This window comes from Streptococcus sp. 27098_8_74 (assembly GCF_041431705.1).
Classification (GTDB): Bacteria; Bacillota; Bacilli; order Lactobacillales; family Streptococcaceae; genus Streptococcus; species Streptococcus salivarius_E.
This window is the reverse complement of record NZ_JAPVYF010000006.1, coordinates 74,086-88,500: the sequence shown is the minus strand read 5'-3', so window position 1 is coordinate 88,500 and position 14,415 is coordinate 74,086. Positions and strand designations below refer to the sequence as shown.

Annotated in this window: 17 protein-coding genes; 13 read left to right on the top strand and 4 right to left on the bottom strand. The window is 35.3% G+C overall.

What is annotated here, in order from left to right; all coding sequences use genetic code 11:
• Window positions 1-23 precede the first annotated feature (23 nt).
• From O3670_RS03750 to O3670_RS03735, 4 genes are all read left to right on the top strand, one after another.
• Window positions 24-1,478, top strand: a complete 1,455-nt coding sequence (locus tag O3670_RS03750; RefSeq protein ID WP_371595805.1) for an HNH endonuclease — start codon at window positions 24-26, stop codon at window positions 1,476-1,478.
• Window positions 1,478-1,900, top strand: coding sequence for a P-loop NTPase family protein (locus tag O3670_RS03745; protein ID WP_371595804.1), 423 nt, complete (start codon window positions 1,478-1,480; stop codon window positions 1,898-1,900). The genes O3670_RS03750 and O3670_RS03745 overlap by 1 nt, the downstream gene beginning before the upstream one ends.
• Before the next feature lie 191 nt (window positions 1,901-2,091).
• Window positions 2,092-2,508, top strand: a complete 417-nt coding sequence (locus tag O3670_RS03740) for a hypothetical protein (RefSeq protein ID WP_371595803.1) — start codon at window positions 2,092-2,094, stop codon at window positions 2,506-2,508.
• Between the two features lie 26 nt (window positions 2,509-2,534).
• Window positions 2,535-3,161 carry an AAA family ATPase gene (locus tag O3670_RS03735; RefSeq protein ID WP_371595802.1) on the top strand — a complete coding sequence of 209 codons (627 nt, stop codon included), beginning with the start codon at window positions 2,535-2,537 and terminating at the stop codon, window positions 3,159-3,161.
• A gap of 113 nt (window positions 3,162-3,274) precedes the next feature.
• Here the strand turns inward: O3670_RS03735 and O3670_RS03730 are convergent, their stop codons facing one another.
• Genes O3670_RS03730 through O3670_RS03720 form a run of 3 tightly spaced genes read right to left on the bottom strand, consistent with a single transcriptional unit; the run spans window position 3,275 to window position 4,394 of the window.
• Window positions 3,275-3,559 carry an integrase core domain-containing protein gene (locus tag O3670_RS03730; protein WP_371595801.1) on the bottom strand — a complete coding sequence of 95 codons (285 nt, stop codon included), beginning with the start codon at window positions 3,557-3,559 and terminating at the stop codon, window positions 3,275-3,277.
• 13 nt (window positions 3,560-3,572) lie between these two features.
• A complete protein-coding gene (locus tag O3670_RS03725) occupies window positions 3,573-4,115 on the bottom strand; it encodes a DDE-type integrase/transposase/recombinase (RefSeq protein ID WP_371595800.1) in 543 nt (180 codons plus the stop codon).
• A complete protein-coding gene (locus tag O3670_RS03720; RefSeq protein ID WP_371595799.1) occupies window positions 4,116-4,394 on the bottom strand; it encodes a hypothetical protein in 279 nt (92 codons plus the stop codon). It abuts the gene before it with no gap.
• Between the two features lie 160 nt (window positions 4,395-4,554).
• Between O3670_RS03720 and O3670_RS03715 the strand changes: the two genes are divergently transcribed.
• The 4 genes from O3670_RS03715 (at window position 4,555) to O3670_RS03700 (ending at window position 8,154) form a co-directional block, all read left to right on the top strand.
• Window positions 4,555-4,722 carry a YlcI/YnfO family protein gene (locus O3670_RS03715; protein ID WP_371595798.1) on the top strand — a complete coding sequence of 56 codons (168 nt, stop codon included), beginning with the start codon at window positions 4,555-4,557 and terminating at the stop codon, window positions 4,720-4,722.
• Window positions 4,723-4,823: 101 nt separating this feature from the next.
• Complete coding sequence (locus O3670_RS03710) at window positions 4,824-5,804, top strand: ABC-three component system protein (protein WP_371595797.1); 981 nt, start codon at window positions 4,824-4,826, stop codon at window positions 5,802-5,804.
• Window positions 5,788-6,261 carry a hypothetical protein gene (locus tag O3670_RS03705; protein ID WP_371595796.1) on the top strand — a complete coding sequence of 158 codons (474 nt, stop codon included), beginning with the start codon at window positions 5,788-5,790 and terminating at the stop codon, window positions 6,259-6,261. Before O3670_RS03710 ends, O3670_RS03705 begins: the two co-directional genes overlap by 17 nt.
• Window positions 6,262-8,154, top strand: coding sequence for an AAA family ATPase (locus tag O3670_RS03700; RefSeq protein ID WP_371595795.1), 1,893 nt, complete (start codon window positions 6,262-6,264; stop codon window positions 8,152-8,154).
• A 191-nt stretch (window positions 8,155-8,345) separates the two neighbouring features.
• Here O3670_RS03700 and O3670_RS03695 read toward each other — a convergent pair whose 3' ends face one another.
• Window positions 8,346-9,611, bottom strand: coding sequence for a threonine/serine exporter family protein (locus O3670_RS03695; RefSeq protein ID WP_014632906.1), 1,266 nt, complete (start codon window positions 9,609-9,611; stop codon window positions 8,346-8,348).
• Between the two features lie 326 nt (window positions 9,612-9,937).
• On the opposite strand from O3670_RS03695, the gene dhaK reads away from it, so the two are divergent.
• The 5 genes from dhaK to O3670_RS03670 all read left to right on the top strand — a co-directional run bounded on the left by dhaK (window position 9,938) and on the right by O3670_RS03670 (window position 14,154).
• Window positions 9,938-10,927, top strand: coding sequence for a dihydroxyacetone kinase subunit DhaK (gene dhaK / locus O3670_RS03690; protein WP_225745248.1), 990 nt, complete (start codon window positions 9,938-9,940; stop codon window positions 10,925-10,927).
• 31 nt (window positions 10,928-10,958) lie between these two features.
• Window positions 10,959-11,534, top strand: coding sequence for a dihydroxyacetone kinase subunit DhaL (gene dhaL / locus O3670_RS03685; RefSeq protein ID WP_155213201.1), 576 nt, complete (start codon window positions 10,959-10,961; stop codon window positions 11,532-11,534).
• A 3-nt stretch (window positions 11,535-11,537) separates the two neighbouring features.
• The gene (dhaM, locus tag O3670_RS03680) at window positions 11,538-11,912 is read left to right on the top strand and encodes a dihydroxyacetone kinase phosphoryl donor subunit DhaM (protein ID WP_013990335.1); all 375 of its coding nucleotides are present in this window, start codon (window positions 11,538-11,540) and stop codon (window positions 11,910-11,912) included.
• Window positions 11,913-11,926: 14 nt separating this feature from the next.
• Window positions 11,927-12,910 (top strand): Gfo/Idh/MocA family protein, encoded by a 984-nt coding sequence (locus O3670_RS03675; RefSeq protein WP_371595794.1) that lies wholly within the window; start codon window positions 11,927-11,929, stop codon window positions 12,908-12,910.
• A gap of 152 nt (window positions 12,911-13,062) precedes the next feature.
• Window positions 13,063-14,154 (top strand): glycerol dehydrogenase, encoded by a 1,092-nt coding sequence (locus tag O3670_RS03670; RefSeq protein WP_037602248.1) that lies wholly within the window; start codon window positions 13,063-13,065, stop codon window positions 14,152-14,154.
• The last annotated feature ends 261 nt before the right edge of the window (window positions 14,155-14,415 follow it).

The following is a 14,415-nucleotide window of genomic DNA, read 5'->3' as shown; positions in this document are numbered from 1 at the left end:
GCAAAAAGAAAGGATAAAAGTGTATGATACCAATTGAAAAGAGTGATGAGAGATTAGTAGGAAGGTATATCTTATCTTCATATAGAATGCTTAAGAAGAATAAGGACTTTTTTAATGAATTGAATAATTTTGTGTATGATCAATTTTGTGGTGTAAAGAGAAGCGATAGTTCAATTATTTTTGAAAACAGAGAGCGGTCTATGTTAAAATTACTGACTTTAAACTATTCAGATTTAAGGTTAATAAAAGATAAAATTGATAGTACGGTTAATAAAGATTTTGAGGTAGTACAAGAAGTTCGTTTAAAAGTAAAAAATGTATTGAAACTAGTATATAAATATTTAGCTAGTAATGTACTTTTAGAGTGTGAAGAGTGGTATGTTAAAAATAAAGATGTATTGACAAAGGAAGTAAGTAAAAATTTTGAAGTAAGCGCAATTATAACAAGTTATGTTAGCGATATTCAATTAAAAAAAATAAGGAAAGCAATACAAGAAGGTCAGATAAGTAACAATAGTGAAATAAACAGCCTACTAAAAAAATTTGAAGATCCGGATAAATATATAAGTTTTTTAGTTGACAATATTGATGAAAATTTTAAAGATACTCTAGATGTTTTTGTAAGATGTAATACTAACGATAGCTACGACTTAACTACTTTTTTAAGATATACCTTAAAAGAACATTCTGGAGTCAATTTATTTAATAATAGCGTTGGAAATTTTTCTTACAAAACTGACCTAAAAAAATATCTGGTTTTTAAATATAAAAAAGAATTTTCTAAAATTTATGACAAGATTGATAAAAAAGAACTTGTAAGAATTACTGGTGTAACGGTCTGCCCATACTGTAATCGTAATTTTGTGAATGTAACGAATGAAGCAAATACAAGTCAATTAGACCATTTCTTTCCTAAGAGTGAGTATCCTCTATTCGCGTTAAGCTTTTATAATCTAATTCCATCGTGTTATGGGTGTAATAATAGAAAGAGTAATAGTCAATTTAATATCTCACCATATGATGAAACAATAGAAAATATGGATGAACTTATTAAATTTACATATGAAATATCAAATGCGGATTTTTTTACGAACAAAAATAGTATTCAGATCATATTAGGATCAGTATCAGAGGTTGAGAATGATTTATTTAATGACAAAAAATTACTTGATTTACCTAATTTATATAGATTACATAATGATGTTGTTCAGGAGATTCTTTGGAAGTCTTCAATATATACAAAAGAATATAGAAATAGTATAGATAGATTACTAAATCCCACGACAGAGGTTATAAGAGAAAATGATGAAGTAATTTCAAAAGATGAGAAAGATAAAATAAAAAAATATATTACAGGTGACGATTTAAATAGAATTATTACTGGAGCATACACTACCTCAAAAGATTTTGGGAAAAGGCCATTGTCAAAGATGATTACAGATATTAGTAAAGAAATTGGTTTAATAGGAGTGGAGTAATGAAGTTAGTTGCACTAATTATTGAAGAATATAAAGAGCTATTTAAACATCAAATAATTAATTTTTCTGATGAGTATGAGGTTGAGTTTGAATTTTATAATGAAAAGCATGATAGTGATGAAGATTATATTCCAAAGTTTACTTTTAAAAAGAGAGACCAGTATATAGAAAATTTTTATCAGTCTAACATAGAGAATTTTTCAATAATTGCTGGAGTTAATGGAACAGGCAAATCAAGTATATTGAATATGCTTATTCATTATGATGTTCTTTACAATATTAAGAGCGATCATAAAAATTTGTCGTACTGCCTTGTATTCAAAGATGGTGATGATGTTTGTTTAGAATATTCTGAACATTTTTTTTCAATAAGACTAAAGCTCAAATTGAGATTGAAGATAATATATTTGAAATACAGCTAGAAAAGAAAAATGGAATTTCAAGATGTTTATCCAATCCTGAATATAATTTTGAAACCAGAATTGGATTTTTAGCTTCCGAATTCGATAAGAATTTTGCAAGGTCAAGTTCTTACGATAGGAATACAAAAGAAATTTTCCCTAGGAAATATGATCCACTCTACCCTATAAATATATTGAGAGCATACTGTCACTTGAAAGAGAGTAGTTTTATTCAATCGGATTTGAGATTGAAGTTAGAGATACGTTGGAAAAATTTCTCAGACATTTTTGAGGATAAAGAAATAACTCAAGAAAATCGGGAAAAGAAAAATAAAGTTTCCATTTCTCAGATGAAATATTTTGAAAAGAATATGCATAAGATTATAGTGGAGAATAGGGAGAAATTTAAAAACGAAACAATTTATAAAGTATGGAAAAATATTGATAAATTATATAGAGAAGGAATGGTCAGTGTTGATCATTATGATAACAATGGAAGTCAGGTTTTTTTAACAACCTATATAGTTTTCAATGGAATAGAAAAACAAAAGTTTTTTGAGGATTTTTTAATTTCATATGGAAACTACTTAGATTATAAAAAAAGAGTGGAGGAAATGAAAAAAGCATAAAAGATTTTCCTGATATTGAAATCAGTATGTCTAAAGGAGAAACGAATGTATTACTACTTATTAGTCAGATTTTACAAATTTTCTCGTATGATAGTGCTTCTGGTGATTATATCGTATTAATTGATGAAATTGAGACAGGTATGCACCTAGAGTGGTCAAGAAGAATCTTAGGATTTGTAGTAAACTATATAAAAAATGAAATCTCTGAAAAAAATTCTAATGTTAGTTTTCAATTTGTTTTTACGACTCATTCACCATTTATGTTATCAGATATTAAACCTGGTAATGTAGTCAGTCTTGAAAAAGAGAAAGGTAAAACGTTTGTTAGAGAACATACAAATACTTTTGCTAAAAATATTCAAGAAATTATGAATGAGGACATGTTAATTTCTAATATTTATGGAGACTTTGCTCTTTTAAAAATTAATTCATTAATTAATAAGTTGAGGGAAGATAAAATAGAAAATAAAGAAGTCTTTCTGAAAGAAATCAAGATGATTAGTGAGCCTATTCTTCGAAATAAACTTTTAGACATGTATCATCAAAAGTTTGATACATCGGAGGATTTGAATCGTACATTACTAGATAAAATGAACTTAACTACTGAAGAACGACAAAAAATTCTAGATATACTTGATAAAAAGAATAATTGATTAGTTGTTATAGTAAATAGTGATATGCCCCCTGTCAAGTAGACAGGTTAAATATCTAATAATAGTGTCTGTTTTATAAGGTCAATCGTACAAAATAAATGTACGGCTGTTTTTTATGCAGACCACTTAGACTTGTACTGTTCAATTTTGTTATTCTTAGCGATTGGGTATGACAAAGGATGTTCTGATGTTAAGGCAGCGTTTCTTACTTCCCAAGGCGTTTTACAGTCGTATCTACTTTGTGGTCGCTCATGACTATAAAAACGGATATAATCTTTGATGGCATATCGGAGGGAATTCTCATCTGAAATCTCATACATCTGATACATTTCTGATTTTATAATTCCCCAAAAACCTTCTATTGGCCCGTTATCAATACAATGGCCTACTCTTGACATGGATGGAATCATATCAGTATCTTTCAGCTTTTTTTTGAAAGTGCTTATTAGTATATTGAAACCCTCTATCGCTGTGAAATATAGGCTTAGCTGTAGGATTTTTTTCAATGGCTTTGTCAAATGTTTTGAAGACTAACCGATTATCATTTCGACCACTTATGACAAAAGCAATAGGATAACGATCATATAAATCAAGTATGGCACTATGATAGAGTTTCTTATGAGAGTTAGGGATCTTAAACTCTGTAACATCTGTTACCCATTTTTTGTTCGGAGCAGTCGTATAGAAGTTCCTTGATAACTTATTTTCTGCAGTTTCTTCAGGCTTAGCAGTCTTATATTTTTTCCTTTTCTTACGGATAAAAGCGTGAATATCGAGTATTTTCATAATTCGGTGAATTCTCTTTCTTGAGTAATTCGTATGATTGAAATGATTGATCCAATCGGTCATTATTCGGTATCCCAAGATATGTGAAAAACGTTCATCATATTCTTTAGTTAATTCCGCATTTCGCTGTTTAATTGTTCCTGTTCTGGAACTATTCGATGTTTCCATTTATAAAATGCAGACCTTGTAATTCCAAGCTTTTTCACTTCGTTCATCTATAGTACCTTGGTAGCGAGCAGCTTGTTCTGCTGGAAATTCTTCATAAATTTTATTTAAGCTTGTCTTGAGTCTTTGTTCTGATAGAGTATTGCCATCTGTTTTACTTGAAGATATTTTAGTTGAACTTTTTTCTACTGAGGTTGCGGAGTTAGGTTTACTTTGACACGCAATTAACAAAGTTTCGGAAGCTAGTAATGTAATACCTAAAAGGAAATGTTTTTTCTTCATAATATTAGCTGACTATGTTTTTATCATTTTGTGCTAGAAAGCCACTTATATTATAACTCATAAGATTGCAAAAAAGAACATGAAACGCAATGCATAACGCAATGCATAATTGTTGTGCAATATGTTTTATTCTATAGATAGAATGAATAGGAGGGAAGATATGGCATTTCAACTAAAATCTAATCGTAAAGAGACTGAGAATAAAACGATTCGTTTTCCTCTTCCACTAATAGAAGAAATTGAAAAGGTTATTCAAAATGAAGATGTCACTTTTTCAAGTTTTGTAATTCAAGCTTGCGAGTATGCACTAAAAGATATGGAAAAATAGACAAGTATTAGTTTGAGATTAAATTTTAGAGTTTTTAGCAATCTAAAAAGGAAATTAACATTGGTAGAAACAGAATTAAAATATTTGGTTGGGGAGGAAATATGGAGTATGATTTTAAATATTTAGTCACTAAGTATGGATTAGCAGGAGCAAGGGAAAAATTTGAAAAGATATGTATTGAGGTATTTCAAGAAGAATTTGGACCTTTAGCGAAGGAGGTTGCGGTATCACAAGGTGATGATGGCATCGATGTTCTAGTTGGCGACTTAGATGACAGACCATCAATTTATCAGTGTAAATTTTTTATTGATGGGATTGGAGATTCACAGAAACAACAAATTAGAGAATCGTTTAGAAAAGTGGTTACCAAGCATCCCAATATTTCTTCTTGGTATTTATGTGTACCACTAGGCCTAAAAATTAATGAGCTATTATGGTGGTCAAGATGGAAAAGTAAAATGAAGGCTGAACATAAAATAAAGATAGAAGTGCTTGATGGAGCTTATTTACTAAAAGAATTTAAGAAATGTGGCAGTTATAAATCAACATTTGATGATGATATCAGAAATGATTTAGAACAGATTAAAGTGTCTATTGAAGCCAGTAATAAAAGGGTTTACGAAGAAATATTGTACGGAGAAGATGAGATAGATGAAATATCAGAAATGTACAATGATACTATATTTGTATCAATGTTGAAAAGTGCAAAAATAACCGAAATTGACGATTTCAAAGTTGATTTTTATAATGCAGAAATTGCTAGACATGAGTCTCTTAGCAAAGATGACATCAATGGGAAAAAACAGTATGATAATTTAAGAAAGAAGATACATTCTATTTGGGAAACCCAATATCGTCTATACAAGCAACCTAACGATGGTAATTGTTTAATAAATCAAACTTATCTTAGAATCGAAGATTTAGATTCTAGCACTTTAGGGAGCCCGATAAGTGATTTTAATTTATTAGCTAAAAAGGGCATTTTACATCAGCTTGCTGATGATAAGAAATTAGGCTGGGTTGATAATTTTATAGCAGTGTTGGAAAAATATATGGAGGGAAATGATGTTGGAGATAATTGAGAATATAAGTTTCCAAGAATATTGTTTGACCCGAAATAGGGTTGCGATACTGTTGAATATTTTAGGAAAAGAGCACAAAAAAGATACAACTCAAGAAAAATTGATTATTAGTGATTTTTTTCTAAAATTTCCAGAATTAATATCTGATGAAATAGAGCTTGGAAGATTTGATATAAAGTACTCTTATTTCCATTGGAAACCTAATTATAAACTGTATAATGCAGTTCTTGCAGATTTATTAGCTAGAAATATTATTACATTTAACTCTTTGAGTAACAGATATTTCATTACAGATAAAGGAGAGAAATTTGTTATTGAACTATTTAGTGAAGAAGGGATAGATTGGAGCAAGATACTACAGTCTTGTGATTTTATAGTTTCTAAAGTGTTAAATAAAACAGTATCAGCTGGACAGACAATGATACAGAATAAATTAGACCGTATACGAGGTAATTAAATGAAATTATTGTTAAAGACACTTAGATTAATAGGTGTGAGGAAAAATTATGAGGTTCATTTTCATAAAGGATTAAATTATATTTCGGGACCAACTTCAACGGGAAAAACTGCAATTTTAGAATTAATAGATTATGCTTTTGGGAAAAAGAATCATAAATCGTATATAGAAATTGGAGAAAGTTGTACGGATGTGGAATTAGAATTTTATATATCAGAGAATCTCTATAAAATTAAAAGACCATTATCAGCTTTTACAGAACCTGTTCTTTTACAGACTTATGATAGTGTCAAAGAAAAATTTGCACAAGCGCGTGCCTTGGAAATTGATATTCCTTCAAATGAAAAATCATTATCATACTTTTTATTATCGAAGCTTAATCTAACTAATTTAACCATTAGAGGGAACGATTTTAGTTTTAGAGATTTATTTAAATTTTCCTATTTAAAACAGACAAAGATTGATAATGAAAATATTCTTAATGAGCAGAGCTGGGTGCATAATGGAAAAGAAAAAGCAACATTTGAGATTATTTTAGATATCTATGATAGTTTTCTAGCTGACCTGCAACAGAGTCTTAAAATTGAAAAAGAGAACTTAAAGGTAAAAGAAATTAGATATGAAGCTGTAAGAGAATTTCTAAAAACTGCAGAGATTGAGAACTATGAAACAGTGCAAGCGAAATCTGTTGACATTGATTCCAAACTAGAGGATATTAATTCTAAAATAGAAAAATATAAATCGGATATTCTGAAAACAGAAGTGGGAAATGATGTCAATGAATTGGTAGTATTTATTAGTGATCAAAAAGAAAAGCTAAGTAATCTAAGAAATAAGTTTTCAGATCAAGAACAGTATATACAAAAATTACAGTTACTAGAAAATCAATATTTTTCAGATATTAAAAAAATTAATGAACAGGTAGCAGGTATCAAAGCTATTAATAAATACGAATACTTGTATTGTCCAAATTGCTTACGACCAATTTCACTTCACGAAGAAGCAAGTTGCTTATTGTGTCATCAGAATATGGATGATATTGTAATTGAAATCAACGATTTGAAAAAGGAGCAAAGAAAACTTACAAAAAAGAAAAATGAGCTTCACAATTATATTGATTCAGAAAAGGAAAAGAATATTAGAGTAGACTTAGAAATAAAAAAATTACAGGATAATATTAACTCAGATGAAGAAAAATTAGATAGTTTAACCAGACAATATATCAATCCCTTAGCTACAGAAATTAGTTTGCTATCAATTAAAAGCGGTCAATTATATGAAGAAAAGAAGTCTTTAAATAAGAGCCTGAAATTTATTGAGGAACTTACAAATTTGGAAATGTTGCTTTCTGAAAAGAGGATAGAAGTTGAGGGGATAAAAGAACAAATTGAACGTCAAAAATATAAAGATGCCAAAGAGGACAAGTTGAAACAACTGTCTGAAACATTTTCAACTATATTATCATCTTTTGAGTTTCCAAATCTATATGAAGCCTATATTGATACAAAGAGTTACTTACCTTATGTGAGGGGACGTAAATACAGTGATTTAGGTAGTTTAGGAGCTGTGACTCTGATAACAATGGCATACTACCTATCAATAATGATTTGTTCAGATGTGCAAACTGGTAACCATTTAGGGTTGTTGATGATTGATACGCCTAGGAAAAACTTAGGGGCTTCCTCGACAAGTACAGAGTTTAGAGACGAAAAAATCTACGAATCTATAATTAATTATTTTCTTCAACTTGGAAAAGAATGTGAAAATGATTTTCAGTTAATTATTGTAAATAATGGTTATCCATCAGATTTTCCACGCGATTATATTGTTAAAGAATTCTCTTTCGATGGTCATGACGGGTTGATTGATGATTATAATGTGACTGATGAATAGAGAAGAGTTTGAGACAGATACCCATAATGGCTGAGAATTCACCCGAAATGCAATGTAATCATAGAAGATTGCGTATAAAAAAATTCCAACCCAAGGAAAACGGATAAGCCCAGTTTAAGATCTTATCCGTTTTTCTAGTTTTCGTGAGACAAAAAAACCACTGGCATACAAAACCACTGGCTTTCAAAAATTTATTTTTTCTTCCCTAGTACAAAATAGCGGCTAGGGATTTGTTGTGTCAAACTGACGGCGATGGCGATGGTAAATGAGGCCAGGAAACAAGCACGTAGGAAGCTGAGGCCTAGGTCTGCATTTCCAATCAAGAGGAAGTAGACAGCACGGTAGAAGCTCATCCCTGGGATGAGTGGGAACATACTTGAGGCTAGGAAGACTGTAGCTGGACATCTACGGTAGTGGGCCAAAAAGCGTGAGGTGATAGTGACTAATAGGGCAGGGAAGAGGATGGCGAGGACCTCGTGATGGGTATTATTCCAAATCAAGAGGTAGAGGAGCCATGAGCCCGCTCCTAGGGTTCCGAGGTCTAAGAAGTATTTCTTAGGCACTCGATAAAGCACGGAGAAGGCTGCTGTCCCTAGTCCTGCCATGAAGGTCTGAATCAAGACCCCCAGCCATGAGGTTGACGGTGTTGAGAACATGCCTGATAACTGTTCCGCAAAGGGAAGAATGGAAATCATGGCAAGAACACCGACAGAGATAGACAGGCAGGTGGAGACCCCTGACAGCATCAGTGCCAGACCACTGTAGTAGTTGTTCTGGGTGAACTCTCGAATGGCATTTACAAAGTAGGCCCCAGGAATCAAAATCATTAGGGTTCCTAGAATAATCACGCTGCGATGTTGCCCGATACCCAAATAATAGAGAATATTAGCTGATAAAGCGGCAATGGCACTAGAGAGGATAATCTGCAAGAAACTGGTATGAATATAATGGGAAAAGATCTGCATACCAATCCCCACAAAAAGTCCCGATATAGCCGCAGCAGTCCCATCAATCCAGCTACTTCCAAGGGCTAGCGAGAAGCTCCCTGCACCAATGACACAGGCTATAATATCCTCTAAAGGACGATAGAAAGTCTTCTGCTCAATGGTTTTCAGCTTTTGAAAAATGCTAGAAACAGGCTGATTTGGCTGTTCTGCCAGTTCTCGAGACAGGCGGTTTACTTCCTCTAGTTTACCTAGATGGATAGACGGGACTGAGGTAGCTAGGACACGAGACTCTTTAAGACCTGAGCGGTTGAGTCCAGAAATCATGACTCCTCGATTGACCACATAAGTGGAGAAGTCTCTGATACCAAGAGACTTGGCCATGTGTCCCATGGTGTCTTCGATACGGTAAATCTCGGCACCGCTCTCCATAAGGACACGGCCTGCCTGAAGGACGGCATCCATTTCATTTTTGGTTTCTATTTCTGTCTCTCTTGGAAAATCGATGGTCATTTGAACCTCCTTATCGCTTAATTCATCATTCCATTATAAGGCTTGAATGGTGGTTTTTCAATAGCTTTGACGACTAAAATAGAACTTTCTATGAGATTTTTCTTCTACTTAATGATAGGGGGCAGGAAAATGGGGGGCTTGCCTTTTGCCTTGCTATTGGTAGAGGCAAATGCTACAATTAAATTATAAAATGTATGCGTTTACATGTTTTTACGCTACCTTTCCTAAAAAGCCTTGCAGTCCTTTATTTATAGAGGTCTTAGCAATTAAAGAAGGGAACAAATGTAAGTGCAAATAGATGATACCTTTGAAAAGGAGGCAATTCCATGAAAAAAATTATCAATAAACCTGAAAATGTTGTGACAGAGATGCTAGATGGTTTGGTTTATGTTCACAGTGATTTGGTGCATCGTGTTGACGGCTTTGACATCATTGTAAGAAATGAGCAGGCTGCTGGTCAAGTTGGTCTCATTTCTGGTGGTGGAAGTGGTCATGAGCCAGCCCATGCTGGCTTTGTAGGTGATGGTATGCTTTCAGCAGCCATCGCAGGTGCAGTGTTCACATCACCAACACCTGATCAAATTTTGGAAGCCATCAAGGAAGCAGATCAAGGGGCTGGTGTCTTCATGATTGTTAAAAATTATTCTGGGGACATCATGAATTTTGAGATGGCTCAAGAATTGGCTGAGATGGAAGGTATCGAAGTTGCCAGTGTTGTTGTGGACGACGATATTGCTGTGGAGAATAGCCTCTATACTCAAGGTCGTCGTGGGGTTGCAGGTACTATTTTCGTGCATAAGATTCTAGGTCATGCGGCTCGCGAAGGTAAGTCTCTGGCTGAAATCAAAGACTTGGCTGACAAGATTGTTCCTAATATCCACACCATTGGTTTGGCCCTTAGTGGTGCGACGGTTCCTGAGGTTGGTAAACCTGGTTTTGTCCTAGCAGAGGATGAAATAGAGTACGGTATTGGTATCCATGGTGAACCAGGCTATCGCAAGGAGTCTATGCAACCTTCTCGACAGTTAGCTGAAGAATTGACAGGGAAGCTCCTTGAAGCCTTTGAGGCTAAGTTAGGTGAACGCTATGCCCTTCTCATCAATGGTATGGGTGCGACACCTCTCATGGAGCAGTATGTCTTTGCTAATGATGTAGCAAGCATTCTTGGAGATGCCGGACTAGATGTGGCATATAAAAAATTAGGTAATTACATGACATCTATTGATATGGCAGGCCTCTCATTGACTCTGATGAAGATTGAAGATGAGACTTGGCTTGAGGCTTTGGAGAGTCCAGTTAAGACTATTGCTTGGTAGTCTGACGTGAGAACTAGAAATTAGGTATATTATGGATAAAACAGTTGCAGTAAAATGGATGCAAGGCTTTGACCAAAAAGTTGAAGCAGAAAAAGACCACTTGTCTGAATTAGACGGTCCTATTGGAGATGGTGATCATGGTGCTAACTTGGCGCGTGGTATGGCAGCAGCCGTTGAAGCTATTAAGAGCACGGAACCACAAAGTGCAGCAGAAGTGTTTAAGGCAGTCTCAATGGCCTTGATTAGCAAGGTTGGTGGTGCCTCAGGTCCGCTTTATGGGTCTGCCTTTATGGGCATGATGAAGGCTGAACAAGCTGGACAGGATTTGGCAGGAGTACTTGAGGCAGGTCTCGAGATGATTAAAAAACGAGGCCATGCACAAGCTGGTGAAAAGACCATGGTGGATGTTTGGCATCCGGTTGTTGAAGCTGTCAAACAAGGTCAACTAACCAATGATGTCATTGACCAAGCTGTTCTTTCAACCAAGGAAGTTGCGGCTACAAAGGGGCGTGCCTCTTATGTCGGTGAGCGTTCAATTGGTCACATTGACCCAGGTTCCTATTCGTCTGGCTTACTCTTCAAAGCCCTACTAGAAGCGGAGGAATAGGACATGCCAGAACTTGGAATTGTGATTGTATCCCACTCTGCTGATATCGCTAAAGGTTTGGTGAGTCTGATTCGTGAAGTTGCGCCAGATATTCCTCTGACGGCTACAGGTGGTCTTGAAGATGGTGGCTTGGGTTCTAGTTTTGACCATGTTCAAGTAGCAGTGGATAGTCAGCCTGCTAACCGTCTCTTGGCCTTTTATGATCTGGGCAGTGCTCGCATGAATTTGGAGATGGTTGAAGAATTTTCAGACAAGGAAATCCTTATTCAGCAGGTACCTCTCATTGAGGGGGCCTATGCGGCATCAGCCTTGCTTCAGGCAGGAGCGAGTGAAGTTGAAATCTTATCACAGATAAATGAATTAACCATTCAAAAATAGAATAAAGGAAAACTATGACAAATCAAATTAAGTATAAATGGGCTACTCTTGGGACGGGTGTTATTGCCAATGAGTTGGCACAGGCTTTAGAGGCTCTAGGTGGTAAACTCTATTCCGTTGCAAATCGTACCTATGATAAGGGAGTGGCCTTTGCTGAGACATATGGTATTGAAAAGGTTTATAAAGAGATTGATGAAGTGTTTAAAGATCCTGAAGTGGATATTATCTACATTTCAACGCCTCACAATACGCATATCAATTTTCTTCGCAAGGCACTCGCAGCAGGTAAACACGTCCTCTGTGAAAAATCTATCACCTTAAATAGTGAGGAATTGGCAGAAGCTATCCAGCTCGCTGAAGAAAACCATGTCAAACTGGCAGAAGCCATGACCATTTTCCATATGCCTATTTATCGAAAACTCTCTGAAATCGTGGAAAGTGGTAAGTTGGGACCTCTTAAGGTTATCCAGATGAACTTCGGTTCTTATAAAGAATATGACATGACCAACCGCTTTTTCAATCGTAACTTGGCTGGTGGAGCTTTACTTGATATCGGTGTCTATGCCCTTTCCTTTGTACGTTGGTTCATGACGTCGCAACCGACAGAGATGGTTTCACAGGTTAAATTAGCTCCAACTGGTGTTGATGAACAAGCGGGTATTCTCCTTGCCAATGCAGAAGGGGAAATGGCAACGGTGACGCTAAGTCTTCACGCCAAACAGCCTAAACGTGGTACTATCGCCTATGATAAGGGCTATATCGAACTTTATGAATACCCACGTGGGCAAAAGGCGGTCATCACCTATACGGAAGATGGCTCACAAGAAGTCATCGAAGCAGGAGAAACCGCTAAAGCCCTCCAGTATGAGGTCCTCGATATGGAAGCAGCTGTTGCAGGCGAGGATGATCATACCTACCTCAATTACAGCCGAGATGTCATGGATCTCATGACACAACTCCGTAAAGACTGGGGTTTGACCTACCCAGAAGAAGAGTAGGAGTTTTGAAAACAGAGTAAAAAATTAGACTTATGTACTGACTCCAAATAGATATGCTGTCAATTAAAGTGAGTTTTTAGCTCTATATTCCATAGAAGTAAGGTCGTTTAATTGATTCTATATAAATACATTTATGTCAAAGGAGAAAGACTATGAGAAATTTTGCAAGTCCGTCACGTTACATTCAAGGTGAAAATGCCTTATTTGAAAATGCAAAAACCATTTTGGAATTGGGAACTCATCCTGTTTTACTATGTGACTCAGTAGTTTATGATATTGTAGGTAAACGTTTCGAAGAATACCTTGTTCAAAATGGACTCACAGTTGTACCAGTCTTCTTTAATGGAGAAGCATCGGATAATGAAATTAATCGTGTGGTCAGCCTAGCCAAAGAAGAAGGCTGTGATTTAGTTATTGGACTCGGTGGCGGTAAGACTATCGATAGTGCTAAAGCTATTGCAGACCTTCTACAATCGTCAGTTGTTATTGCCCCAACTATCGCATCTACAGATGCTCCAGTTTCAGCTTTGTCTGTTATCTATACTGACGAGGGTGCCTTTGAGCGCTATATCTTCTATTCTAAGAACCCAGAGTTGGTTTTGGTTGATAGTAAGGTTATCTCTCAAGCGCCAAAACGCTTGCTCGCTTCTGGTATCGCAGATGGCTTAGCAACTTGGGTAGAAGCTCGAGCAGTTATGCAAGCAAATGGTAAAACCATGCTAGGCAAACACCAAACACTTGCTGGTGTTGCCATTGCTGAACGCTGTGAAGAAATCCTTTTTGCAGATGGTCTACAAGCCATGGCCGCTTGTGAAGCTAAAGTGGTAACGCCTGCCCTGGAAAATATTATTGAAGCTAATACCCTTCTTAGTGGTATTGGATTTGAAAGTGGTGGTTTGGCTGCTGCTCATGCCATCCATAATGGTTTCACAGCTCTCACTGGCGATATTCACCATTTGACTCATGGTGAAAAAGTAGCCTACGGAACTCTTGTGCAATTGTTCTTAGAAAATCGTCCAAAAGAAGTTTTGGATAAATACATTCGCTTCTATCAACAAATTGGCATGCCAACTACTCTTAAAGAAATGCATCTTGAAAATGCAAGCTATGAAGATCTTCTCAAGGTTGGTCAACAAGCAACAATCGAAGGAGAAACTATCCATCAAATGCCATTTGAAGTGAAGGCTTCTGATATTGCGCAAGCCATCGTTGCTGTAGATGCTTATGTTCATGGATTAGCCTAAGTAAATTTGCTCTTTTGTAGGGAAAGTGCCACCATTCCCGTATAGGAATATTATCCCCCTCAGGCACTTATCCCAACAGGATAGTCAAATTCTTATAGGAAAGGGTTCAGTTCTGTATTAGATAGGACTGAGCCCTTTTTACTATTTAAAATCCAATATTTCTAAAGTTAATCAAAGCGGTTTAAGAACTTTTGAAAACATAAAACATTTTCAAGAAATCCTGATTTAACAGTCATTTCACTTGTGTAAGCGTTTCAAAAA

Excerpts from the sequence above, each read along its gene's own strand:
- O3670_RS03750 (WP_371595805.1), top strand. The coding sequence starts at position 24 with ATGATACCAATTGAAAAGAGTGATGAGAGATTAGTAGGAAGGTATATC.
- O3670_RS03745 (WP_371595804.1), top strand. The coding sequence starts at position 1,478 with ATGAAGTTAGTTGCACTAATTATTGAAGAATATAAAGAGCTATTTAAA.
- O3670_RS03735 (WP_371595802.1), top strand. The coding sequence starts at position 2,535 with ATGTCTAAAGGAGAAACGAATGTATTACTACTTATTAGTCAGATTTTA.
- O3670_RS03730 (WP_371595801.1), bottom strand. The coding sequence starts at position 3,559 with ATGTCAAGAGTAGGCCATTGTATTGATAACGGGCCAATAGAAGGTTTT.
- O3670_RS03725 (WP_371595800.1), bottom strand. The coding sequence starts at position 4,115 with ATGGAAACATCGAATAGTTCCAGAACAGGAACAATTAAACAGCGAAAT.
- O3670_RS03720 (WP_371595799.1), bottom strand. The coding sequence starts at position 4,394 with ATGAAGAAAAAACATTTCCTTTTAGGTATTACATTACTAGCTTCCGAA.
- O3670_RS03715 (WP_371595798.1), top strand. The coding sequence starts at position 4,555 with ATGGCATTTCAACTAAAATCTAATCGTAAAGAGACTGAGAATAAAACG.
- O3670_RS03710 (WP_371595797.1), top strand. The coding sequence starts at position 4,824 with ATGGAGTATGATTTTAAATATTTAGTCACTAAGTATGGATTAGCAGGA.
- O3670_RS03705 (WP_371595796.1), top strand. The coding sequence starts at position 5,788 with ATGTTGGAGATAATTGAGAATATAAGTTTCCAAGAATATTGTTTGACC.
- O3670_RS03700 (WP_371595795.1), top strand. The coding sequence starts at position 6,262 with ATGAAATTATTGTTAAAGACACTTAGATTAATAGGTGTGAGGAAAAAT.
- O3670_RS03695 (WP_014632906.1), bottom strand. The coding sequence starts at position 9,611 with ATGACCATCGATTTTCCAAGAGAGACAGAAATAGAAACCAAAAATGAA.
- dhaK (WP_225745248.1), top strand. The coding sequence starts at position 9,938 with ATGAAAAAAATTATCAATAAACCTGAAAATGTTGTGACAGAGATGCTA.
- dhaL (WP_155213201.1), top strand. The coding sequence starts at position 10,959 with ATGGATAAAACAGTTGCAGTAAAATGGATGCAAGGCTTTGACCAAAAA.
- dhaM (WP_013990335.1), top strand. The coding sequence starts at position 11,538 with ATGCCAGAACTTGGAATTGTGATTGTATCCCACTCTGCTGATATCGCT.
- O3670_RS03675 (WP_371595794.1), top strand. The coding sequence starts at position 11,927 with ATGACAAATCAAATTAAGTATAAATGGGCTACTCTTGGGACGGGTGTT.
- O3670_RS03670 (WP_037602248.1), top strand. The coding sequence starts at position 13,063 with ATGAGAAATTTTGCAAGTCCGTCACGTTACATTCAAGGTGAAAATGCC.